Annotated in this window: 20 protein-coding genes; 12 read left to right on the top strand and 8 right to left on the bottom strand. The window is 58.3% G+C overall.

From position 1 onward, the window contains the following. The first annotated feature begins 381 nt into the window (after window positions 1–381). Complete coding sequence (gene mdtD / locus F3J36_RS22050; RefSeq protein WP_021508168.1) at window positions 382–1785, top strand: multidrug transporter subunit MdtD; 1404 nt, start codon at window positions 382–384, stop codon at window positions 1783–1785. On the opposite strand, the gene rbsR is transcribed toward mdtD, so the two are convergent. The 7 genes from rbsR to F3J36_RS22085 form a co-directional block, all read right to left on the bottom strand. Further along, entirely contained in the window at window positions 1782–2774 is a 993-nt protein-coding gene (rbsR, locus tag F3J36_RS22055) for a ribose operon transcriptional repressor RbsR (protein ID WP_371742074.1), read from the bottom strand. The genes mdtD and rbsR overlap by 4 nt on opposite strands. 4 nt (window positions 2775–2778) lie before the next feature. Continuing rightward, a complete protein-coding gene (rbsK, locus tag F3J36_RS22060) occupies window positions 2779–3708 on the bottom strand; it encodes a ribokinase (protein WP_166720610.1) in 930 nt (309 codons plus the stop codon). Between the two features lie 64 nt (window positions 3709–3772). Beyond that, window positions 3773–4648 (bottom strand): ribose ABC transporter substrate-binding protein RbsB, encoded by an 876-nt coding sequence (gene rbsB, locus F3J36_RS22065; RefSeq protein ID WP_021508171.1) that lies wholly within the window; start codon window positions 4646–4648, stop codon window positions 3773–3775. Between the two features lie 27 nt (window positions 4649–4675). Continuing rightward, window positions 4676–5647, bottom strand: a complete 972-nt coding sequence (rbsC, locus tag F3J36_RS22070; RefSeq protein ID WP_021508172.1) for a ribose ABC transporter permease — start codon at window positions 5645–5647, stop codon at window positions 4676–4678. Continuing rightward, a complete protein-coding gene (gene rbsA / locus F3J36_RS22075; RefSeq protein ID WP_058781859.1) occupies window positions 5644–7152 on the bottom strand; it encodes a ribose ABC transporter ATP-binding protein RbsA in 1509 nt (502 codons plus the stop codon). Before rbsA ends, rbsC begins: the two co-directional genes overlap by 4 nt. A gap of 7 nt (window positions 7153–7159) precedes the next feature. Next, window positions 7160–7579 carry a D-ribose pyranase gene (gene rbsD / locus F3J36_RS22080; protein ID WP_021313542.1) on the bottom strand — a complete coding sequence of 140 codons (420 nt, stop codon included), beginning with the start codon at window positions 7577–7579 and terminating at the stop codon, window positions 7160–7162. A gap of 172 nt (window positions 7580–7751) precedes the next feature. Beyond that, window positions 7752–8147, bottom strand: coding sequence for a YgiW/YdeI family stress tolerance OB fold protein (locus tag F3J36_RS22085; RefSeq protein WP_058758226.1), 396 nt, complete (start codon window positions 8145–8147; stop codon window positions 7752–7754). Between the two features lie 170 nt (window positions 8148–8317). Between F3J36_RS22085 and qseB the strand changes: the two genes are divergently transcribed. Continuing rightward, window positions 8318–8980, top strand: a complete 663-nt coding sequence (gene qseB, locus F3J36_RS22090) for a quorum sensing response regulator transcription factor QseB (protein ID WP_088516146.1) — start codon at window positions 8318–8320, stop codon at window positions 8978–8980. Beyond that, on the top strand, window positions 8977–10308 hold the full coding sequence (gene qseC / locus F3J36_RS22095; protein ID WP_166720611.1) for a quorum sensing histidine kinase QseC: 1332 nt from the start codon (window positions 8977–8979) through the stop codon (window positions 10306–10308). Before qseB ends, qseC begins: the two co-directional genes overlap by 4 nt. Before the next feature lie 11 nt (window positions 10309–10319). Here qseC and kup read toward each other — a convergent pair whose 3' ends face one another. Then, window positions 10320–12188 (bottom strand): low affinity potassium transporter Kup, encoded by a 1869-nt coding sequence (kup, locus tag F3J36_RS22100; protein ID WP_021508177.1) that lies wholly within the window; start codon window positions 12186–12188, stop codon window positions 10320–10322. Window positions 12189–12487: 299 nt separating this feature from the next. Between kup and ravA the strand changes: the two genes are divergently transcribed. The 9 genes from ravA to atpB all read left to right on the top strand — a co-directional run bounded on the left by ravA (window position 12488) and on the right by atpB (window position 23731). Further along, complete coding sequence (gene ravA / locus F3J36_RS22105; protein WP_058758223.1) at window positions 12488–13984, top strand: ATPase RavA; 1497 nt, start codon at window positions 12488–12490, stop codon at window positions 13982–13984. After that, on the top strand, window positions 13981–15441 hold the full coding sequence (viaA, locus tag F3J36_RS22110) for an ATPase RavA stimulator ViaA (protein WP_166720612.1): 1461 nt from the start codon (window positions 13981–13983) through the stop codon (window positions 15439–15441). The genes ravA and viaA overlap by 4 nt, the downstream gene beginning before the upstream one ends. A 14-nt stretch (window positions 15442–15455) precedes the next feature. Further along, window positions 15456–17651 (top strand): 5-histidylcysteine sulfoxide synthase, encoded by a 2196-nt coding sequence (gene ovoA / locus F3J36_RS22115; protein WP_166720613.1) that lies wholly within the window; start codon window positions 15456–15458, stop codon window positions 17649–17651. A 105-nt stretch (window positions 17652–17756) separates the two neighbouring features. Then, a complete protein-coding gene (asnC, locus tag F3J36_RS22120) occupies window positions 17757–18218 on the top strand; it encodes a transcriptional regulator AsnC (protein WP_007893613.1) in 462 nt (153 codons plus the stop codon). Between the two features lie 154 nt (window positions 18219–18372). After that, entirely contained in the window at window positions 18373–18813 is a 441-nt protein-coding gene (gene mioC / locus F3J36_RS22125) for an FMN-binding protein MioC (RefSeq protein WP_021508182.1), read from the top strand. 441 nt (window positions 18814–19254) lie between these two features. Then, on the top strand, window positions 19255–21144 hold the full coding sequence (gene mnmG, locus F3J36_RS22130) for a tRNA uridine-5-carboxymethylaminomethyl(34) synthesis enzyme MnmG (RefSeq protein ID WP_166720614.1): 1890 nt from the start codon (window positions 19255–19257) through the stop codon (window positions 21142–21144). Window positions 21145–21192: 48 nt separating this feature from the next. After that, a complete protein-coding gene (rsmG, locus tag F3J36_RS22135) occupies window positions 21193–21810 on the top strand; it encodes a 16S rRNA (guanine(527)-N(7))-methyltransferase RsmG (protein WP_021508184.1) in 618 nt (205 codons plus the stop codon). A gap of 713 nt (window positions 21811–22523) precedes the next feature. Next, window positions 22524–22904 (top strand): F0F1 ATP synthase subunit I, encoded by a 381-nt coding sequence (gene atpI / locus F3J36_RS22140; protein ID WP_021508185.1) that lies wholly within the window; start codon window positions 22524–22526, stop codon window positions 22902–22904. A gap of 8 nt (window positions 22905–22912) precedes the next feature. Beyond that, window positions 22913–23731 carry a F0F1 ATP synthase subunit A gene (gene atpB / locus F3J36_RS22145; RefSeq protein ID WP_031279833.1) on the top strand — a complete coding sequence of 273 codons (819 nt, stop codon included), beginning with the start codon at window positions 22913–22915 and terminating at the stop codon, window positions 23729–23731. The last annotated feature ends 10 nt before the right edge of the window (window positions 23732–23741 follow it).

The following is a 23741-nucleotide window of genomic DNA, read 5'->3' on the forward strand; positions in this document are numbered from 1 at the left end:
CGGTGCGACGCGGCGCTCGGCCTGCTGTCGCGAGGTGGCGTATATTACGCTTTCCTCCTTCAGAGTCAAACACTTTTTTCAGCGTTTTTCTCCGGCGGGGTGAATCACTTCACGCCCTGCTGAGCCGCCTGCGTTGCCGCTTTGCCGTCTCAGTGGTGGCGCATTATAGGGAGTTAATCTGAAGTGACAAGCATTTCCTGAAAAAAATTGACTGAAAGCTACTTTTTTATACGAACGCGGTAAAAACAGACATTTCCCGTCTAATAATCAGGCAAATCAGCTCTCACAGCGGCACAAATCAGCGCCATCATCGCAGCGACCGATGCTATCCTGTTTAACTTACGCTCTTTGCTGACCGATTTTCTTCAAGAAGGATTTTCAATGATTCGCTCCGCGCGCAGTATGGCCGGCCTGCCCTGGATCGCCGCCATGGCGTTTTTTATGCAGGCTCTCGACGCCACCATCCTGAATACCGCGCTTCCCGCCATTGCCACCAGCCTTGAACGTTCCCCACTCGCCATGCAGTCCGCCGTCATCAGTTATACGCTCACGGTCGCGATGTTGATTCCGGTCAGCGGCTGGCTGGCCGATCGCTTTGGCACGCGTAAGGTGTTTATTGTGGCGGTTTCCCTGTTCACGCTTGGCTCACTGGCCTGTGCGCTGTCCGGATCGCTGAGCATGCTGGTGGTTTCGCGCGTGGTGCAAGGCGTTGGCGGAGCAATGATGATGCCGGTAGCGCGTCTGGCGCTGCTGCGCGCCTATCCGCGCAGCGAACTGCTGCCGGTACTCAACTTTGTCACCATGCCTGGCCTGGTCGGACCGATTCTTGGCCCTATGCTCGGCGGTCTGCTGGTCACCTACGCCAGCTGGCACTGGATCTTCCTGATTAATATTCCTATCGGCATCGCCGGCATCTTCTATGCGCGCAAATATATGCCGGACTTCACCACGCCAAAACGCCGCTTCGATTTCGGCGGCTTTATGCTGTTTGGTTTTGGTCTGGTGCTGATCTCCATCGGTATTGAGCTGTTTGGCGAGCGTATAGTATCGCCGTGGCAGGCAGTGCTGGTACTGGTCAGCGGCGTGGTATTGCTGCTGCTCTATATTATGCATGCGCGTCGCCATCCGGCTCCGCTGATTAGTCTGCCGATGTTTAAGACACGCACGTTCTCCGTCGGGATTATCGGTAATATTGCCGCGCGTCTTGGTACCGGCTGTATTCCGTTCCTGATGCCGCTGATGTTACAGGTAGGATTTGGCTATCCGGCGATCATCGCCGGCTGCATGATGGGCCCTACGGCGATTGGCTCGCTGCTGGCTAAATCCACCGTGACTCAGGTGCTGCGCCGCTTTGGCTATCGTAAAACGCTGGTGGGCATTACGGTTATCATCGGCGTGCTGGTCGCCAGCTTCGCGCTGCAGTCGCCGGACGGAAGCATCATCATGTTGCTGGTGGCGCTGTTTGTACTGGGCATGGCGATGTCGACCCAGTTTACCGCCATGAATACCATCACGCTGGCGGATTTGAATGATGAGAACGCCAGCGGCGGCAATAGCGTGCTGGCGGTAACGCAGCAGGTGTCGATCAGTTTTGGCGTGGCGGTCAGCGCCGCCGTGCTGCGCTTTTACCAGGATTTTGAGAGCACCACGGTGCAGCAGTTCCACGCCACCTTCTTTACCATGGGCGTGATTACCGTGCTGTCGGCGCTGGCGTTTCTGATGTTACGGCCGGGTGATGGCCGTAACCTGATCGCCAACCGCGAGAAAACGCGTAAAAGCAGTTAAACCGAACCGCGCTCCACCAGCTCCGGCGTCAGCACCAGCGTTTGCTGGCTGGCGTCGGGATCGCTCATACGATGAATCAGCGTATCAATGGCCAGCTCGCCCAGCTCATCTTTCGGCTGATGAATGGTACTGAGCGGCGGCGTCAGATAGCGCGCCAGCTCAATGTTGTCATAGCCCATCACCGCCATATCCTGCGGCACGCGCAGTCCCGCCTGATACAGGGCGTGATAGACGCCTACCGCCATCGCATCGTTGCTGGTAAACACCGCCTGCGGTGGCGGATCGAGCGCCAGCAGCTGATTCATGGCGTTAAAACCGCCCTGAAACTCGAAATCGCCGTCCACCACATAGCCCGGCGGCACCGCCAGCCCACTGGCGGCCATCGCCTGATGAAAACCGTCCAGACGCAGGCGCGCCGGGGTTTTATCCAGCGGCCCGGCAATACAGGCGATACGGGTGTAACCGCGGTCAATCAGATACTGCGTGGCCAGTTCGCCGCCCAGCAGCGCATTGTCCTGAATAATATCGCCGCGCCCTTCAAATGGCGCCCAGTCCATCATCACCATCGGCACCGAAGGATAGCGATTAAGGATGTCGGCGGAGGGCAGATGGGTTTCCGTGCACATCAGCAGCAGGCCATCCACGCGCTTCTGCATCAGCGTTTCAAGGCTGCGATTCATGCGCTCTTCATCGCCTTCGGTATTGCACAGAATCAGGCTGTAGCCGCGTTCATAGCAGCTGTTCTCTACACCGCGCACCACCTCCGAGTAGAACGGGTTGCTGCTGGCGGTCAGTAACATGCCAATGGTGCGCGTTTGCTTGATCTTCAGGCTGCGCGCCAGCGCCGACGGCGCGTAGTTTAATTCGCGAATCGCCTGTTCCACTCTGTCGCGCACCTGTTCGCTAACAAAACGGTTGTTGTTGATAACGTGCGAAACGGTGGAGGTGGAGACGCCCGCCAGACGGGCGACATCTTTCATGGTAGCCAAGCGCTTAACCCTGTTGCTGCAGGAATGCGTCAATCTCAGTGCGCCATGGCACTGAGGGCTGTGCGCCCGGGCGCGTCACGGCAATGGCTGCCGCCGCATGGGCAAAACGGACCGCATCCTGCATCGCCACGCCTTCCAGCCGCGCGGTAATGAAGGCCCCGTTGAAGGTATCACCGGCAGCGATGGTATCCACCGCCTGCACGCTGAAGCCGGGAATACGCTGTCCCTGGCCCTGCTCGCTGAGCCATACGCCGCGCCGGCCCAGCGTAATCAATACGGTATCGATGCCTTTGGCGTGCAGCGCCTGGGCTGCCCGCGCCGCGTCGTCGTCGTCGTTGACGGCGATGCCCGTGAGGATTTCCGCTTCGGTTTCATTCGGCGTAATAATGTCGATCAGCGCCAGCAGCTCATCAGAGAGCTGGGTCGCCGGCGCCGGATTGAGGATCACCTGAGTGTGACTGGCGCGCGCGATGCGGGCCGCGGCCAGCACGCTGTCCAGCGGCGACTCCAGTTGCATCAGCAGCGCATCGGCCGAACGAATCACCTGCTGGTGGCGCTCCACACAGGCTGGCGTCAGCGCCGCGTTCGCGCCTGAGTAGATGCCAATGTTATTTTCGCCTTCGCCATTCACGAAGATCATCGCCACGCCGGTGGCTTCTTCCGCCACGGTTTCCACCGGAGCGGTATCAATCTGGTCCTGCTGCAGCTGCTGGCGAATACGTTCGCCGATGTCATCTGCACCCACGCAGGCAATAAAAGCAATGTCAGCGCCGGCACGGCCAGCCGCGACGGCCTGGTTGGCCCCTTTACCGCCAAAGGCAACCTGATACTGTTTCCCGATCACCGTTTCACCCGGACGGGGAAAATGGGCGAGGTTGAGGATGTGGTCGGCGTTGATGCTGCCGAGTACCGCCAGTTTTGCGCTTTTGCTCATAGGGAGTTATCCAGGAAGTTGCGCCACCGCGAGGGTGGCGCGTTGCCATGCTTTTCTTTGGGTTTTATTTAGTAACCAGTTTCAGGTCAACCGGGTTGATCGCCTGCACTTTTTCGCCCTTCAGAACTTTATCTGCGGTATCGACGCCAATCATACCAATCTTGTCTGGCATCTGTGCAACGGTCGCGCTGAGTTTACCGGATTCTACCGCCTTCACGCCGTCCGCGGTGCCGTCAAAGCCCACCACCAGCACGTCGGTTTTGCCTGCAGTCTGCAGCGCACGCAGCGCGCCCAGCGCCATTTCGTCGTTCTGGGCAAAGACTGCCTGCACGTCCGGATGCGCCTGCAGCAGGTTCTGCATCACGTTCAGCCCTTTAGTACGGTCGAAGTCGGCCGGCTGGCTGGCCAGCACGTTGAATTTGTGCGCGTCAGCGGCCTGCTTAAAGCCTTCGCCACGCTCGCGGGCAGCGGAAGTGCCGGCAATGCCCTGCAGCTCGATGATTTTCGCACCGTCGCCCAGTTTCTTCGCGATGAAATCGCCGGCCATTTTGCCGCCGAAGCGGTTATCAGACGCCACGTGGCTGACAACTTTCCCCTGCGCCGCCATACGGTCCAGCGTAATCACCGGGATGTTCGCCTGGTTAGCCATTTTCACGGCGTTACCGACCGCGTCAGAATCCGTTGGGTTGATCAGCAGCAGTTTGGTGCCGCGCACGGTGAGGTCCTGCACGTTTGCCAGCTCTTTTGCCGGGTTGTTCTGTGAGTCGAGCACCACCAGGTTATAGCCCAGCTTATCGGCTTCTTTCTGTGCGCCATCTTTCAGTGACACAAAGAACGGGTTATTCAGGGTTGAGACCACCAGCGCAATCGTATCCTTAGCCATCGCGCCAGCACTGAGGGTGGCGCCAAGGATGACGGCCAATGCAGTTAACTTTTTCATTTCTTTAATCCTGTGTGAAGGTCAGAGTTACTTACTGCTTTTGTTATCCACCAGCACCGCCAGCAGAATGACGACGGCTTTGACAATCATCTGGTAGTAAGACGATACGCCCATCAGGTTGAGGCCGTTATTGAGGAAGCCGAGAATCAGCGCACCGATCAGCGTGCCCATAATGCGCCCTTTACCGCCCGCGAGGCTGGTCCCGCCCAGCACTACTGCGGCAATCGCATCCAGTTCATAACCGGTGCCCGCCGTCGGCTGCGCCGAAGAGAGACGCGCCACTTCGATGGTGCCCGCCAGTGCCGCCAGCAGGCCGCACAGCGAATAGACGATGACTTTAACGCGGTTAACGTTGATGCCGGACAGGCGCGTGGCCGCTTCGTTACCGCCCAGCGCATAGATATAGCGGCCGAGGCGGGTGTGATGCAGCATGTACCACGCCAGCGCGAACACCACCGCCATCAGCCATACCGGCGTCGGAATGCCCAGCGGACGGCCAATGCCGAACCAGCCAAACAGATCGGCGTTATCGCTGAAGCCGGTGTTGATCGGACTGCCGTTGGTGTAAACCATGGTGACGCCGCGCAGTAGCAGCATCATCACCAGCGTAGCGATAAACGCCTGCACCTTGCCGCGCGCCACAATCACACCGGTAATGGCACCAATAAAGGCGCCGAGCGCCAGCGATGCCGCTACGGCCACCAGCGCATTGACTTCCAGCCCGACAATCGATGCCGCTACCGCGCCGGTCAGCGCCAGCAGCGAGCCGACCGAAAGGTCGATACCTGAGGTCAGAATCACCAGCGTCATGCCCACCGCCATGATGGCGTTGACCGACGTCTGCTGCAGGATGTTGAACATGTTGGGCAGCGTGAAGAAGTTCGGGCTCTGGCTGGCAACCACGGCGATCAGCACAATCAGCGCGATCAGCGATTTCTGCTCCAGCAGCCAGGCTTTGCTGAACCAGCGACGGCTGGCAGGTAAGGTTTGGGTACTCATACAACTAACTCCTCGCTGTGTTGCTTACCGACCGCCGCTGCCATCAGGGATTCCTGGGTAGCCTGCTCACGGGAAAATTCGCCACTCAGATGGCCTTCATGCATCACCAGAATGCGGTCGCTCATGCCCAGCACTTCCGGCATTTCCGACGACACCAGGATGATGCTCAGCCCTTCGGCTTTAAACTGGTTAATTAACTGATAGATCTCTTTTTTCGCCCCGACATCGACGCCGCGCGTCGGCTCGTCGAGGATTAGCACATCCGGGCGCGTCATCAGGCCACGCGCAATCGCCACTTTTTGCTGATTACCGCCGGACAGCAGACCGATCGGCTGCATCATTGACGGCGTTTTCACATTGAACAGGCGGATAAAATCGCCCACCGCCAGCTGCTCTTCGGCGTGCTTCAGGCCGCCATCGGCGCGGCTGAAGTAGCGCAGCGCGGTCAGCGACATGTTCTCTTTGACCGACATACCGAGCACCAGTCCGTCACGCTTACGGTCTTCCGAGATATAGACGATGCCGTTGGCCAGGCCGTCCTGCGGCGAGCGGGTGACAATCTCGCGGCCGTTAAGCGTCACTTTGCCGTGCGTACGCGGCAGCGCGCCGTACAGCACCTTCATTAATTCGGTGCGGCCCGCGCCCATCAGACCGGAGATGCCCAGAATCTCGCCCTTACGCAGGGTAAAGCTGACATCTTCTACGCCCGGTCCGCTAACGTGCTCGACCCGCAGCCGCACCTCGCCCGGTGTCTGATCGAGATGCGGATACTGATCCTCAAGCTTGCGGCCGACCATCATTTCGATCAGGCCCTCTTCGCTGAGATCGTTTACCGCGCGCTCGGCAATAAACTGGCCGTCGCGGAACACGGTGACATCGTCGCAAATCTCAAAGATCTCTTTCATGCGGTGGGAGATATAAACAATGCCGCAGCCCTGCGCTTTCAGCTCATTGATGACGCGGAACAGCGACAGGGTTTCGGTATCGGTCAGCGCATCGGTCGGTTCATCCATAATGATGACCTGCGACTCGAAGCTGAGCACTTTGGCGATCTCCACCATTTGCTGGTCGCCAATCGACAGATCGCCCACCAGCTTGTGGCTGCTGAAGCGCAGATTGAGGCGCTTTAACAGCGCATCCGCCGCGGCATACATCTGCTTCCAGTCGATGCGGCCAAAGCGGTTAACGAATTCACGGCCGAGGAAAATATTCTCCGCGACGGTCAGCTGCGGGATCAGGTTCAGCTCCTGATGGATGATGCCGATGCCGGCTTCCTGAGACGCTTTCGGCCCGGAGAACGTCACTTCTTTGCCCAGCCAGTGCAGCGAACCGGCATCCATGCTGTAGATGCCGGTCAGCACCTTCATCATGGTGGATTTGCCCGCGCCGTTTTCTCCGACCAGCGCCATCACGCGCCCGGGATAGACCGCCAGCGACGCGCCGTTGAGCGCCTTCACGCCGGGAAATGATTTTTCAATTCCCCTGAGTTGCAATAACGGTTGCATAGCGGCCTCAGAAAGTGACGCCCGCGCTCAGGATGACATTCGCATACGGAGAGCACTCTCCGCTGCGAATGACCGCCTGACTGCGCTGAGTGTGTTGTTTGAACTGTTCATGGCTGGTGTAACGAACGCTAATCACATTCCCCTGGTGCTGTTGCAAGGCTTCGAGCACGGCGATCAGCTGGCTGTGGAGTTGCGGATTGTGTTGTTGGATCTCTTCCGCTATCAGGGCGCTCTCAACCTGCATCTCCTGCGTGATGACCTCCACCACCTGTAAAAAATCGGGCGTACCGGGCGTCAGCGCCAGATCGATGCGCTGTGGACCGGCCGGGATCGGCAAGCCCGCATCGGCAATCGTCAGCGTATCGGTATGCCCGAGGCGGGCAATCACATGAGAGACTTCAGCGTTTAACAGGCGACCTTTTTTCATTTATTCCACTCCACAGCGAAACGTTTCGCTGTCTGGCAGTGTATTAAATGTACATGGCAACTCAATGACGGCATCACGGAAATGTGATCGCCATCGAAACGTTTCGCCTGCGCCGGAGAAAATTTGAGTTTGGCGGGATGGCGGAGCCCGCGACGTGGCTCCGCAGGGGAGGTTACGGCAGTTTACGCACCTGTTTAACGTCCAGTTCAATCGAATTGAAATCCTTATCCAGTTCGCCGGTCAGCTCGACCTGATCCTTCGGCGTAATGGTCTGGCCGTTCCAGCGTTTGTGGTCAATCTCCACTTTCATGCTGCCGCTGCTGTCGCGGAACAGATAATCTTCATCGCCGATCTGCTTATCAAGCTGGCCGCGCACGGTGATCCAGCTGTCATCCTTCATCTCTTCGGCCTGTTTTACCGTCACCACACTGCTGTTATCGGCCTTAAAACCGCCGGCTTTAGCCTGAGCGGCTGGCGCGTTGGGGTCGACAAAGCCACCCTGCTGGGCGGCCAGTACCGGGGTTGCCGCCAGGGCGATAATGGCGAACAGCGCTGCACTCTTTTTCATTTTTCACCTCATTTCCATGTCTGTGCGGATTACGGGAGCTATTTCACCACAGGGTTCTTAACAGGATCTTAAGGCAAAAAAAGAGGGGAAAAATAAGCCAAAACGGGCGAATGACGCTGTACAAGCGCGCATCTGCTTCGTATAACCCCCCAGGTAACCGGGAGAAACGCATGCGCATTTTATTAATTGAAGACGATACGCTGATTGGCGATGGCCTGAAGGTCGGCCTGACCAAACTGGGTTTCAGCGTCGACTGGTTTGTCAGCGGCGAAGCCGGATTTCAGGCGCTCAACGCGGCGCCATGGGATGCCGTGGTGCTGGATCTGTCGCTGCCGCAACGTGACGGGCTGGACATCCTGCGCCAGTGGCGTGAGCAGGGCGCGGATGTCCCGGTGCTGATCCTCACCGCACGCGATGCGCTGGACCAGCGCGTGCAGGGCCTGCAACTCGGTGCCGACGACTATCTGTGTAAGCCGTTTGCGCTGACGGAGGTAGCCGCGCGTCTGCAGGCGCTGATTCGTCGCCGTCACGGTCAGCTGCAGCCGGAGCTGCGTCACGGCAGGCTGGTGATGGCTCCCGGCAGCCACAGCGTGACGTTGGATGGCGAACCGCTCAGCCTGAAAAGCCGTGAGCTGGCGCTGCTGGAGCTGTTCCTGCGCAATCCCGGTCGCGTGCTGACGCGCGCGCAGCTGGAGGAGAAGCTGTACAGCTGGGACGACGACGTCTCCAGTAATGCAGTCGAAGTGCACATCCACCATCTGCGTAAAAAGCTTGGCAGTCAGTTCATCCGCACCGTGCACGGTATTGGCTACACGCTGGGAGCGGCAGAATGAGTCTGTTCCTGCGACTGGCCATCGGCTTTCTGCTGTTAATTATTCTGTGTGGTGCCAGTGCCACCTTTAGCGCATGGCAGCAGACGCGCGATACAGTTAATGAGCTGTTTGATACCCAGCAAATGCTGTTCGCCAAACGCCTGCTGGCGCTGGATGCCAGCCGTCTGCAGGCCGCCTCGCTGCCAAAAACCAAAGCGATTTTGCGCCACCATCGCGGCGATCAGGATGACGACGCGCTGGCCTTTGCGCTGTTCAGCGCCGACGGCAAACCGCTGCTGAACGACGGCGAAAACGGCCGCGATTTGCAGTTTACAGCGGATCGTGACGGCTTCCACGATGGTCGCCTGCGTGGCGATGACGATCGCTGGCGGCTGCTGTGGCTGACGTCAGCCGATAAGCAGTGGCGCGTGGTGGTCGGACAGGAGTGGGAATATCGTGATGACATGACGCGCGATCTGGCACTGAGCAGTCTGCTGCCGTGGCTGGTGGCCATGCCGCTGATGCTGCTGTTGCTGCTGGCGCTGGTGTGGTTTGAGCTGCGTCCGCTGAAACGCCTGACTGCATCGCTACAGCAGCGCGCGCCGGATGATGCCACCCCGCTGACGCCGCAGCGCCTGCCGCTGGAGGTGAAGCCGCTGGTGGCGGCGCTGAATGGCCTGTTTGCCCGCATGGCACAGCTGGTCCAGCGCGAGCGACGGTTTACCTCCGATGCGGCGCACGAGCTGCGCAGCCCGCTGGCAGCGCTGCGCGTGCAGAGTGAGGTGATTCAGCTGGCCGGCGATGACGAGGCGATGCGTAACCATGCGCTGCAGCAGCTCGACAGCGGCATCCTGCGCGCCACGCGGCTGGTCGATCAGCTACTGACGCTGTCGCGGGTCGAAGCGGACGATTTGCGCAGCGAATTTCAGCCGGTCCCCCTCGCGCCGTTGCTGCACCAGCTGGTGACCGAACATCAGGCACAGGCGGCAGCGCAGCACACCAGGCTGACGCTGACGGCTGACGCGGAACCGGTGATGAACGGTCATCCACTGCTGCTGGGTTTACTGCTGCGCAATCTGCTGGATAACGCGCTGCGCTACACGCCGTCCGGCAGTGAGATTCAGTTGCAGCTCAGCGCGTGCAGGCTGGAGATCGCGGATAACGGACCGGGCGTCAGCGCAGAGCAGCTGGCGCGGCTGGGTGAACGCTTCTGGCGACCGCCGGGGCAGGCGCAAACCGGCAGCGGGCTTGGCTTGTCGATTGTGAAAAATGTGGCTCAGCTGCACGGCATCCGGCTGACCTTCAGCGCGGTGCAGCCGCAGGGGCTGCGCGTCACCCTCAGCTGGTGACGCGCGATGCGTCAGATTTCGACCTGAGTACCGAGCTCGATCACCCGGTTAGGCGGAATTTCAAACTGATCCGGCGCGCGCAGGGCGTTGCGCTGCAGCGCAAGGAACAGCTTACCGCGCAGACGCAGATACCACGGGCGTTTGCCGATGATCAGCGACTCGTGTGACATAAAGAACGAGGTTTCCATCATGCGGCAGTTGAGCCCTTCGAGGCCGCAGCGGTGGAAAATCTCCTCGACGTTCGGCGTTTCACGCCAGCCGTAGCTTGCCACCACGCGCCAGAAGGTGGGCGACAGCTGCTCAATGGTCACGCGACGCACGTTGTGCACATAAGGCGCATCTTCGGTACGCAGCGTCAGCAGCACCACGCGCTCGTGCAGCACCTTGTTGTGCTTCAGGTTATGCAGCATGGCAAAGGGGATGACATTGAGCGCCCGTGACATGTAGACCGCCGTGCCCGGCACGCGCACCGGCGGCGACTTCTCCAGCGAGGCGATCATCGCCTCCAGCGAATTGCCATGCTCATGCATACGACGCAGCAGGCGGAAGCGCTCGCTCTTCCACGTGGTCATCACGATAAACATCATCAGTGCCAGCGTCAGCGGCAGCCAGCCGCCGGAGAACACTTTGACCAGGTTGGCGGAGAACAGCGAAACGTCGATGCACAGCATCGCGATGAGAATCAGCACCACCAGGTAGCGATTCCAGTGCCAGTTCTGAATCGCCACCGTTGAACACAGAATGGCGGTCAGCACCATGGTACCGGTCACCGCAATCCCGTAGGCGGCCGCCAGATTACTGGAGTGTTCAAAGCCGACGATCACAATCACCACAGAGAAATAGAGCAGCCAGTTGATCACCGGAATATAAATCTGGCCGGATTCCTCTTCGGACGTGTGCACGATGCGCATCGGCGGCAGATAACCAAGACGCACCGCCTGGCGCGTCAGCGAGAATACGCCGGAGATCACCGCCTGCGAGGCGATCACCGTGGCCAGCGTCGCGAGAATCAGCATCGGAATCAGCGCCCAGTCCGGCGCCAGCAGGAAGAACGGGTTTTTGATGGCCTCCGGATGCTCCAGCAGCAGCGCCCCCTGGCCGAAATAGTTGAGCACCAGCGACGGTAGCACCACCACAAACCATGCCAGGCGAATCGGAAACTTACCAAAGTGGCCCATATCGGCATACAGCGCTTCAACGCCGGTGATCGCCAGCACCACCGCGCCCAGCGCGAAGAACGATACCGTTTTGTACTGAATGAAGAAGTGCAGCGCCCAGTACGGGTTCATGGCGTGCAGCACCTCAGGATTATTGATGATACTGCGCGCGCCCAGCACCGCCAGAATGATGAACCACAGCAGCATCACCGGCGCAAATAGCTTACCGACAATGCCGGTGCCGTGTTTCTGAATCACAAACAGCAGCGTCAGTACCGCAATCGCCAGCGGCACAATGTAGCTATCGAGGCTCGGTGCGGCGATCTCCAGCCCTTCGATGGCCGAAAGCACGGATACCGCCGGCGTGATCACCACTTCCCCGTAGAAGAAGCTGCCGCCAATCAGCCCCATGATCACCAGAATCGCCGTGGCGCGTGCGCCGGTATTGCGGCCCGCCAGTGACATCAGCGTCAGGATCCCGCCTTCACCGGCGTTGTCGGCGCGCATCACATAACTGATGTATTTAAGCGAAACCACCAGAATCAGCAGCCAGAAGATCAGCGACAGAAAGCCAAACACCGCCTCGCGTTCCACGCCAAAGCCGAACTGACCAGAGAGACACTCGCGCAGGGTATAGAGCGGGCTGGTGCCGATATCGCCATACACCACGCCGATCGCCGCCAGAGTGACTGCGCCAAGGGACTGTTTCTTATCCGAGCTCATAAGTTGTCTTTTGTTGGAGCCGCGCAGGCCTCAGCCCGGCGCTCAGATCATCAAAAAGCGCACAGTATGCACATATTCCCGAAAAAACCTACTTTTACCGTCTGGCATTACGCCGTCTGTGCAGCGTTTTTTCGCCGAAAATCGGCGCGAAATGCGCTGAAAACCCGCGATTTGCCTCACCTCAACCTTCTGAAACAAAAAAGCTGACGGCTATCAACGCTTTCACGCATGATAAACAGTAGAGTATTGCGCTCGCCAGAATATGACGGCACCAGGATCAGAAGGACAATGATGTGATTATGGCTCAACCCCATCTTTTGGCAGAAAGAATTTCTCGCCTCAGCAATGCCCTGGAGAAAGGGCTGTATGAACGGCATCATGCCATTCGTCTCTGCCTGCTGGCAGCGCTGAGCGGCGAAAGCGTGTTTCTGCTTGGGCCACCGGGCATCGCCAAGAGCCTGATTGCCCGCCGCCTGAAATACGCCTTCCAGCACGCCCGTGCCTTTGAATACCTGATGACCCGATTTTCCACGCCGGAAGAGGTGTTTGGCCCGCTGTCGATCCAGGCGCTGAAAGATGAAGGCCGCTACCAGCGTCTGACCAAAGGCTATCTGCCGGATGCCGAAATTGTCTTCCTTGATGAGATCTGGAAAGCCGGTCCGGCGATTCTCAATACGCTGCTCACCGCCATCAACGAACGACGCTTCCGCAACGGCGACAGCGAAGAGCCGATCCCGATGCGCCTGCTGGTCACCGCCTCCAACGAACTGCCGGAGGCCGACAGCGGTCTGGAAGCGCTGTACGACCGTATGCTGATCCGGCTGTGGCTCGACAACGTGCATGAAAAGCAGAACTTCCGCAGCATGCTGACCCACCAGCAGGATGAAAACGCCAACCCGGTGGCGGAATCGCTGTGCATCAGCGATGAAGAGTATCAGCAGTGGCAGAAAGGCATCAGCCAGGTCAGCCTGCCCGATCATGTGTTTGAACTGATCTATCAGCTGCGCCAGCAGCTGGAGAACCTGCCAGAGGCGCCGTATATCTCCGATCGCCGCTGGAAAAAAGCCATCCATCTGCTGCAGGCCAGCGCGTTTTACAGCGGCCGCGTGGCGATTGCCCCGCTTGATCTGATCCTGCTGAAAGATTGCCTGTGGCACGACGTGGCGTCGATGCAGCTGCTGGATCGTGAAATCGATGCGCTGATGACGCAGCACGCGTGGCAGCAGCAGGCGATGCTGCACACGCTGCAGCAGATCAAAGCGCGCCGGCTGGCGCTGCAACAGCAGCAGAGCGTGGCGCAGGCGCTGACGCTGGAGAAGCACAGCGGCATGTTCAGCCGCAAACCGCACTATGAATTACCGGCCTCGATCACGGACGAACAGCTGACCCTGATGCTGCAACAGCCGCTGACGCTGCACGACATGCAGGTCACGCACGTGGTGGTGGCACGCGATGCGCTCAATCAGTGGCTGCTGAAAGCGGGCGAGATCCGCGGCAAGCTCAACGGCATTGGCTTTGGCCAGACGCTCGACCTGCTGGTGGATGCGCACCACTGTCTGACGCTGCGCGACGTCAGCCTGCAGTCCACGCGCCTGACGCTGCCGGGTGCCGCCAGCAGCAGCGACGTGCCGCAGGAAATCATTGAAGAGTACGACGCGCTGGAGGCCCAGCTGCGCGCGCAGCGCACGCTGTTTAGCCAGCATCAGCGCTGCCTGTTTATCAGCGACGACTGGCTGGCACGCGTCGAAACCAGCCTGCAGGATGTGGCGGAACAGCTGAAACAGGCGAGAAAATGATCTCGCTGGAGACGCTCAGCACGCTGTTGTCGATTGGCGAAACCGAGCTGATCGAAGAGCTGATCGTGGCACTGCTGGCCTCGCCACAGCTGGCGCTGTTCTTTGAAAAATTTCCGCGCCTGAAACAGGCGATGATGGGCGAGCTGCCGCGCTGGCGCGCCGAGATTGCCGCCCAGATGAAAACCACGCCGGTGCCGGACGCGCTGGCGCGCGAATTTCAGCTCTTCCAGCAGATGCAGCTGCTCAGCAGCCACGCCTTCAGTGAGCAACTGCCCGCCATCATGACGCAGCTGAAAGCGCTGCCGTCCCCGTTTATCGAAGAAGCCAGCAAACTGCTGCTGCATACCGACAGCGCCCAACTGAGCAATGCGCAGCACACGCTGTTCCTGCAGCGCTGGCGCCTGAGCCTGACGCTGCAAACCCTGACGCTGAACGAAACTCTGCTGGAAGAGCAGCGGGAACGCCTGATGGCCGAGCTGCAGCAGCGCATGGCCATCAGCGGTCAGCTGGCGCCGATTCTGACCGATGACGACGAAGCCGCCGCCGGACGCCTGTGGGATCTGAGCAAGGCACCACTGCAGCATGGCGACTATGAGCTGATTGTGCAGTACGGCGATTTCCTCGCCCAGCAGCCGGAACTGATGAAACTGGCGCAGCAGCTGGGACGCAGCCGCGAAGCGAAATCGGTACCGTCCCAGGATGCGCCGCTGGAAGCGTTTCATCAGCTGGTGCGCGAGCCGGACAACGTGCCGGAAGAGGTCAGCGGCATTCATCAGAGCGACGATGTGCTGCGTCTGTTGCCGCCGGAGCTGGCGGCGCTGAGCATCAGCGAACTGGAGCTGGAGTTTTATCGCCGGCTGGTGGAGAAACGCCTGCTGACCTACCGGTTACAGGGCGATGCCTGGCACGAGAAAGTGACGCTGCGCCCGGCCAGCCATCAGCAGCACGAAGCACAGCCGCGCGGCCCGTTCATCGTCTGCGTGGATACCTCTGGTTCGATGGGCGGTTTCAATGAACGCTGCGCCAAAGCGTTTTGTCTGGCGCTGCTGAAAGTGGCGCTGGCCGACAGGCGGCGCTGCTACATCATGCTGTTTGCTCATGAAGTGATTGGCTACGAGCTGACCGCCGATAACGGCATCGAGCAGGCAATCCGTTTTCTCAGCCAGCGTTTTCGCGGCGGCACCGATCTGGCCGCCTGCCTGTCTGCGGTGGTCACGCGTATGGAGGGCAGTCAGTGGCAGGAAGCCGATGCGGTGATCGTTTCCGATTTTATCGCCCAGCGTCTGCCGGACGACATCGTCAGCACCATTAAACAGCGCCAGCGTCACCACCTGCAACGCTTCCACGCCGTGGCGATGTCGGCGCACGGCAAACCCGGCATTCTGCGCATTTTCGATCACATCTGGCGCTTTGATACCGGCCTGAAAAGCCGCCTGCTGCGCCGCTGGAAACGCTAATTCATCAGGCAGAAATGCTAATTTGCTATAGTGAATTACCCGCTGTGTTTAATCAGCTTACGGAGTTCACTGTGACAACCGCTCATCTTCACGCTCAATTGCCTGCGCCCACCCGCACCGTCCGGCTTTCCGGCAACAGCAGCGACGCCAAACGCGCCGAATTGCTGGCCTATTTCACCCAGACCTGGGAGCTGTACGAAAGCCTGTTCGACTGCCTCGCCGATGAGCGCGCGTACTTTAATAAAGCCATCACCCTGCGCCATCCGCTGATCTTTTACTTTGGCCATACCGCCACTTTCTACATTAATAAGCTGATGGCGGGCGGTTATCTGCAGCAGCGTATTGACGATCGCATCGAGGCGATGATGGCGATCGGCGTGGATGAGATGAGCTGGGACGATCTCGACGACAGCCATTACAGCTGGCCGGACGTAGCCGAGGTGCGCGACTACCGCGGCAAAGTGAAAACCGTGGTAAGTGAATTCATCCGCACCATGCCGCTGGAGCTGCCGATTGACTGGGACAGCCCGGCGTGGGTGATTCTGATGGGCATTGAGCATGAGCGAATTCACCTTGAAACCTCCAGCGTGCTGATCCGCCAGCTGCCGCTTGAGTGGGTAAAACCGCAGCCGCACTGGCCGGCGTGTCCGCAGGCGCGCCACGATCGTGCCTCGGTACCGGCCAATACATTGGTGGCGATGCCTGGCGGGCGCGTCACGCAGGGTAAAACCGATGACACCTACGGCTGGGACAACGAATACGGCAGCCTTTCAACGGAGCTGAAACCGTTCAAAGCCAGCAAAATGCTGGTGAGCAACGCCGAGTTCTTTCATTTTATTGCTGCTAACGGCTACAACGAACGCCGCTGGTGGGATGACGAAGGCTGGGGCTGGCGCGAGTTTGCCCAGGCGCAGATGCCGACTTTCTGGGTCGGTGACATCGCGCAACCTGACGATCTCCGGCTGCGCCTGATGACCGAAGAAGTGGCGATGCCGTGGGACTGGCCCGCCGAAGTGAATCAGCTGGAAGCCGCGGCGTTCTGCCGCTGGCTGGCGGAAGAGAGCGGCAAAGCGATCCAGCTGCCGTGCGAAGCCGAGTGGATGCAGCTGCGCGAGCAGGTTGCCGGCGATCAGCCGGACTGGATCGACGCGCCGGGCAACATCAATCTTGCCCGCTGGGCCTCTTCCTGTCCGGTAGACCACTTTGCCCAGGGTGACTTCTTCGACATCGTCGGCAACGTCTGGCAGTGGACCACCACGCCGACCAACGGCTTTGAAGGCTTCAGGGTACATCCACTGTATGACGATTTCTCCACGCCCACCTTTGACGGCAAACATGCGCTGATCAAAGGCGGCAGCTGGATCTCCACCGGCAACGAAGCGCTGAAATCCTCACGCTACGCCTTCCGGCGCCACTTCTTCCAGCATGCCGGTTTCCGCTACGTGGTTTCCTCGCATCAGGAGAGCATGGCGCTGAATCCGTATGAAACCGACAGCATGGTGTCGCAGTACCTCGACTTCCAGTACGGCCCCGGCTATTACGGTGTGCCGAACTACGCGGCGGCGCTGGTCGATATCGTGCTGCCGCACTGCGCGCAGCGCGGCCACGCGCTGGATATCGGCTGCGCCACCGGCCGTGCCAGCTTTGAACTGGCGCGCCATTTTGCTGCGGTCACCGGCATGGATTACTCGGCGCGCTTTATCGACGTGGCGCTGCAGCTGACCTCGGGTGAGGATTTCCGTTACGTGGTGCCGGAAGAGGGAGAGCTGGTGGAGTATCGCCAGGTGCGGCTGAAAGAGTTTGGTTTCGATGAGACCCTGGCGCAGCGCATTCAGTTTGTGCAGGGCGATGCCTGTAACCTGAAACCGCAGCCCGATGGCTACGATCTGGTACTGGCCTCTAACCTGATCGATCGCCTGCGCCAGCCGAAGCGCTTCCTGCAGGACATCACGCCGATGATCCGCTCCGGCGGTTTGCTGGCTATCTCCTCACCTTACACCTGGCTGGAAGAGTTCACGCCGAAGGAGAACTGGCTGGGCGGTTTCCGTGAAAACGGTGAAGCGCTCACCACCTGGCAGGCGCTGCAACGGCTGCTGCGCGATGCCTTTGAGGAGGTTGCGCCGCCGCAGGACGTGCCGTTTGTAATTCGCGAAACCGCGCGTAAGTTCCAGCACACACAGGCCCAGCTGACGCTGTGGCGTAAGCGCTAAAAAGCGTGCAGACAGCGGCAGCTCCTCTGTCTGCGCCTTGCCTGTCCCGCTAATTTGCTGCACATTCTCCCTGTTCAGAGAAGAAGAACCTAATGAGGATGGATGATGGCGGAACACCTGCAACTGGATAATCTCGACCGCGGCATTTTAAATGCGCTGCTGCAAAACGCGCGCACCGCGTACGCCGAACTCGCCAAGCAGTTCAACGTCAGCCCCGGCACGATTCACGTGCGCGTCGAGAAGATGCGTCAGGCGGGGATTATTCTGGGTACGCGCGTGGAGATCGATCCACGGCAGCTCGGATTTGATGTCTGCTGTTTTATCGGCATCATTTTGAAAAGCGCGCGCGACTATCCGGCAGCGCTCAGCAAGCTGGAAGCGCTGGACGAAGTGGTGGAAGCCTGGTACACCACCGGCCACTACAGCATTTTTATTAAAGTGATGTGCCGCTCCATTGACGCGCTGCAGCAGGTGCTGATCAACAAGATCCAGACCATTGATGAAATCCAGTCCACCGAAACGCTGATCTCCCTGCAAAACCCGATCATGCGCACCATCAAGCCGTGATCGGCTTCCCCGCTGTGCATAACCTTATCCCAGGCGGATCGCTTTTGTGATGCGCCTTGTCGCCTGATGCTATCGGCGATTAACCCTGTTTTCCACAGGTGGATCACCGCTTGATCACAGCGTACAATGCTCGCCTTTAGTGCGGGAGAGCATCATGGCCGATATTACCTTAATCAGTGGCAGTACCCTTGGCAGCGCCGAATATGTCGCTGAACATCTGGAAGAGAAACTGCAGGAAGCGGGCTTTTCAACCGAACTGCTGCACGGACCCGAGCTGGATGAGGTGCCGCAGGAGGGCGTCTGGCTGATTGTCAGCTCAACGCACGGTGCCGGCGAACTGCCGGACAACCTGCTGCCGTTTTATGAAGCGCTGCAGGAGAGCCAGCCGGATCTGTCAGGCGTACGCTTTGGCGCAGTGGGTATCGGTAATCATGAATACGATCTGTTCTGCGGTGCGATCAAACTGCTGGAGACGACGTTAACGCAGCTGGGCGCCAAACGTATTGGCGATCGGCTGGAGATCGACGTGCTGGAACATGAGATTCCGGAAGATCCGGCGGAAGTGTGGGTCGCCAGCTGGCACCCGCAGATTTAAGACGATCTTTGCTGGTCGGGGATCGGGTATTTGTGTCGATCCCCAGTTGATTCCGCTGTTTTATCGCCTTTTACCTGCGTCGCTCTGTGGATAAGATCCGTTATTTCATGCGTATAACCAGTAGTTATCCAAAGAACAACCGCTGATGCTTTTTTACGCTGTGCATAAGTAGCAAAGTTGATCTCAGCTTATACGGATCAGGATCACCGATCATTCACAGTAAACGATCCTCACTAATCCCCTGTTGCCACAACGCTTTTCCGGGTTATCAACAGCCAGGGGCGATCCTAATAAGAGATCTAACAGAGAGATCATATAAAAGACTTAAGATCCTTTCTTTTAAACCGCAGGATCCCGCGACTTTCGCCCTGAACAGAATTTCAGTAGAATCCACCGCCCAGGGCAACGATCCCTGTCCGAACACTAACGAGGACCCACTTCATGTTTTATCCAGATCCTTTTGACGTCATCGTAATCGGTGGTGGTCATGCGGGCACAGAAGCCGCGATGGCCGCTGCCCGAATGGGTCAGCAAACCCTGTTACTCACCCATAATATTGATACGCTGGGACAAATGTCCTGTAACCCGGCGATCGGTGGCATCGGGAAAGGACACCTGGTTAAGGAAGTGGATGCCTTAGGCGGTTTGATGGCCAGCGCGATCGATCAGGCCGGTATTCAGTTTAGGATACTAAACGCCAGCAAAGGCCCGGCGGTGCGTGCTACGCGTGCACAGGCAGACCGGGTACTGTATCGCCAGGCGGTACGCACTGCGCTGGAAAACCAGCCGAACCTGATGATCTTCCAGCAGGCGGTTGACGATCTGATTGTGGAGAACGATCGCGTTGTCGGCGCCGTGACCCAGATGGGCCTGAAGTTCCGGGCGAAAACCGTCGTTCTGACGGTCGGCACCTTCCTGGACGGCAAAATCCACATCGGCCTCGATAACTACAGCGGTGGCCGTGCAGGCGATCCGCCGTCGATTCCGCTGGCTAAACGTCTGCGTGCGTTGCCGTTACGCGTAAACCGCCTGAAAACCGGTACGCCACCGCGTATCGATGCCCGCACCATCGACTTTTCGGTGCTCACGCCGCAGTACGGGGATGACCCGATGCCGGTGTTCTCGTTTATGGGCCATGCCGGACAGCATCCGCAGCAGGTGCCATGCTGGATCACCCACACCAACGAGCAGACACATGAAGTGATCCGCAATAACCTCGATCGCAGCCCGATGTATGCCGGGATCATTGAGGGGATCGGGCCACGCTACTGCCCGTCGATTGAAGACAAAGTGATGCGCTTTGCCGATCGTAACGCGCATCAGATTTTCCTTGAGCCGGAAGGGCTGACCAGCAACGAAATCTACCCGAACGGCATCTCCACCAGCCTGCCGTTTGATGTGCAGATGCAGATCGTGCGCTCGATGAAAGGTCTGGAGAACGCGAAGATCGTGCGTCCGGGCTACGCCATCGAGTATGACTTCTTCGATCCGCGCGATCTCAAGCCGACGCTGGAGAGTAAATTTATCCATGGCCTGTTCTTTGCCGGCCAGATCAACGGCACCACCGGTTATGAAGAAGCGGCGGCGCAGGGACTGCTGGCCGGCCTTAACGCTGCGCGTCAGTCTGCGGACAAAGAGGGCTGGGCGCCGCGTCGCGATCAGGCTTATCTTGGCGTGCTGGTCGACGATCTGTGTACGCTGGGCACCAAAGAGCCGTATCGCATGTTTACCTCGCGCGCCGAGTATCGTCTGATGCTGCGTGAAGACAACGCCGATCTGCGCCTGACCGAAACCGGACGTGAACTCGGCCTGGTCGACGACGCGCGCTGGGCTCGCTATAACCAGAAGCTGGAAGCGATTGAGCAGGAGCGTCAGCGTCTGCGTGACCTGTGGGTGCATCCGAAGTCTGAAAACGTCAGCGAAGTGAACACGGTAATCAGCGCGCCGCTGACCAAAGAGGCCAGCGCGGAAGATCTGCTGCGTCGTCCGGAGATGACCTACGAACTGCTGATGTCGCTGCCGAGCTACGGTCCGGCGCTGGCGGATGAGCAGGCCGCAGAGCAGGTAGAGATTCAGGTGAAGTATGAAGGTTACATCGCGCGTCAGCAGGAGGAGATCGTTCGCCAGCAGCGCAATGAAAACACCTTACTCCCGGCCGACCTCGACTATCGCCAGGTAAATGGACTGTCGAATGAAGTGATCGCCAAACTCAACGACCACAAACCGACCTCCATTGGCCAGGCATCGCGTATTTCCGGCATCACGCCGGCGGCGATTTCAATTCTGCTGATTTACCTGAAAAAACAGGGTTTGCTACGTAAAAGCGCCTGATCGACCCCCGGGGCGGGCACGCTCGCCCCTGTTAATGGAATTCTCGTCGTGATTAATAAACTCTCCCGGCTGCTGCAAGCGGCAAACATTTCCCTCTCCGATCAGCAAAAACAGCAGCTGGTGGGTTATGTCGAACTGCTGCACAAGTGGAATAAAGCCTACAACCTGACCTCGGTGCGCGATCCGCAGCAGATGCTGGTGCGCCACATTCTCGACAGCATCGTGGTAGAACCCCACCTGCAGGGTGAGCGCTTTATTGATGTCGGTACCGGACCGGGCCTGCCGGGGATCCCGCTGGCGATTGTCCGCCCGCAGGCGCACTTTACGCTGCTGGACAGCCTCGGGAAACGTGTGCGTTTCCTGCGTCAGGTGCAACATGAGTTAGGGCTTACTAACGTTACGCCGGTGCAGAGCCGGGTGGAAGAGTTCCCGGCTGAGCCGCCGTTTGACGGGGTGATCAGCCGCGCCTTTGCGTCGCTGGAGGACATGCTGAACTGGTGTCACCATCTGCCGGGCGCGACAGGCCACTTCTATGCACTGAAAGGCGTCAGGCCGGATGACGAAATTGCCGCGCTGCCTGCCGGCTTCGCCATCGAAAAAATTGCGCCTCTGCGGGTGCCGGAACTGGAAGGTGAGCGTCATCTGGTGGTGATCAGGCGGCAATAGTCGCGCAAACGGTGTGGATTTATCGCGATTCATGCCGTTTGGCTTAGCGCAGCAGCCGGCTAAAAAAACAGCGGTTGAACGCGTCACGATAAACGCTTTTATTCAACAGGGCAGGGGAAGCAGGTTAACATCCGCCGCGGAAATTATCCGAAAACCTCTGTTACATTTAACGAATAATTCACATTTCATTATCAGTTACATCACTTTAACCGCTGTATTTACTGTGCCGAATAGTCACGGCGGAAAATATAACTCTGCAATAAATCGGCGGACGTAATATCAGTTTTACGTTTTTATTGCGGTGGGTGATGTCAATAGAGTGTTTTTATCGAAAATCTGGCGCTAATCCTGGAACAATAATTCTATCTTACTGATAAAAAAGTAAATTACGGGTTTCATTAATTGCGCGGCAGGGGTTAAAAAGCAAATTATCGCTGCCGGGGGTGCTTATAATGTGATCTGCAGCACGCTTTAAAAGCAAGTCTGCCGGGCAATTTCAAGCCTGTTTCGTCAGGCAGGCCGAAGCGGATGTTTTGAAAAATAGCCCTCCAGAAAGAAATTTAAATAATTGTTCACCTTTTCGCTACTTACCGATTGAAATCGCAGGTGCGGCCCGTATAATTTGCACGGCTTTTGCTGCTTGACTCAAAAGAGTAAAGGCAGTCTTATACGACACGCGACATACCCCGTTCGGGGCAGGAGAGTTAAGCGTCATGTCAGTGTCTCTTTACAGTGTGAAATTAGCCCGAACCGTGCTGGTGATCCAGCTGGTGACCTTTGTCGTAATCGGTGCGCTGTTTGCCCTGAAAGATGTCACCTGGGGCGCCTCTGCCATCGCGGGTGGTGCGGCAGCCTGGCTGCCAAACGTACTGTTTATGTTTTTAGCCTGGCGCCTGCAGGATCAAACTCCGGCAAAAGGGCGTGTCGCCTGGAGCTTCGCCTTTGGTGAAGTGCTCAAGGTGTTTGCCACCGTTGTTTTTCTCGTTGTGGCGTTAGGTGGATTTGGAGCGGTCTTCTGGCCACTCGCAATCACCTGGTTATCGGTGCTGGTGGTACAAATCGTCGCGCCGGCTGTAATTAACAACAAAGGGTAAGAGGCATCATGGCCGCAGGAGAGATCTCAACGCCGCAGGAATACATAGGTCATCATCTGACACATCTTCAGATGGACCTGCGTACTTTCGAGCTGGTGAATGCACACGACGCGCCAGCAACGTTCTGGACGTTAAACCTGGACTCCATGTTTTTCTCTGTTGTACTGGGACTGGTGTTCCTGGTGCTGTTCCGTAAAGTGGCGAAAAGCGCCACCAGCGGTGTGCCAGGGAAAATGCAGGCGGCTATCGAGCTGGTTGTTGGCTTTGTTGATAGCAACGTCCGCGACATGTACCACGGTAAGAGTAAAGTTATCGCCCCGCTGGCTCTGACGATTTTCGTCTGGGTCTTCCTGATGAACTTCATGGATCTGCTGCCTATCGATTTGCTGCCGTTTATCGGCGAGCACTATCTGGGCCTGCCGGCGCTGCGCGTCGTGCCGTCTGCAGACGTGAACATCACGCTGTCTATGGCGCTGGGCGTATTTATTTTGATTCTGTTCTACAGCATCAAAATGAAAGGTGTAGGTGGCTTCGCCAAAGAGCTGACGCTGCAGCCTTTTAATCACCCGATCTTCATCCCCATCAACCTGATTCTTGAAGGTGTTAGCCTGCTGTCTAAACCGGTTTCGCTCGGTCTGCGACTGTTCGGCAACATGTATGCGGGTGAGCTGATCTTTATCCTGATTGCCGGTCTGCTGCCGTGGTGGTCGCAGTGGGTGCTGAATGTGCCATGGGCCATTTTCCACATCCTGATTATTTCGCTGCAGGCTTTCATTTTCATGGTCCTCACGATTGTCTATCTGTCGATGGCATCTGAAGAGCATTGATTTTTATCTC

Source organism: Pantoea sp. Cy-640, from assembly GCF_011752635.1.
In the GTDB taxonomy this organism is placed as follows: domain Bacteria; phylum Pseudomonadota; class Gammaproteobacteria; order Enterobacterales; family Enterobacteriaceae; genus Pantoea; species Pantoea dispersa.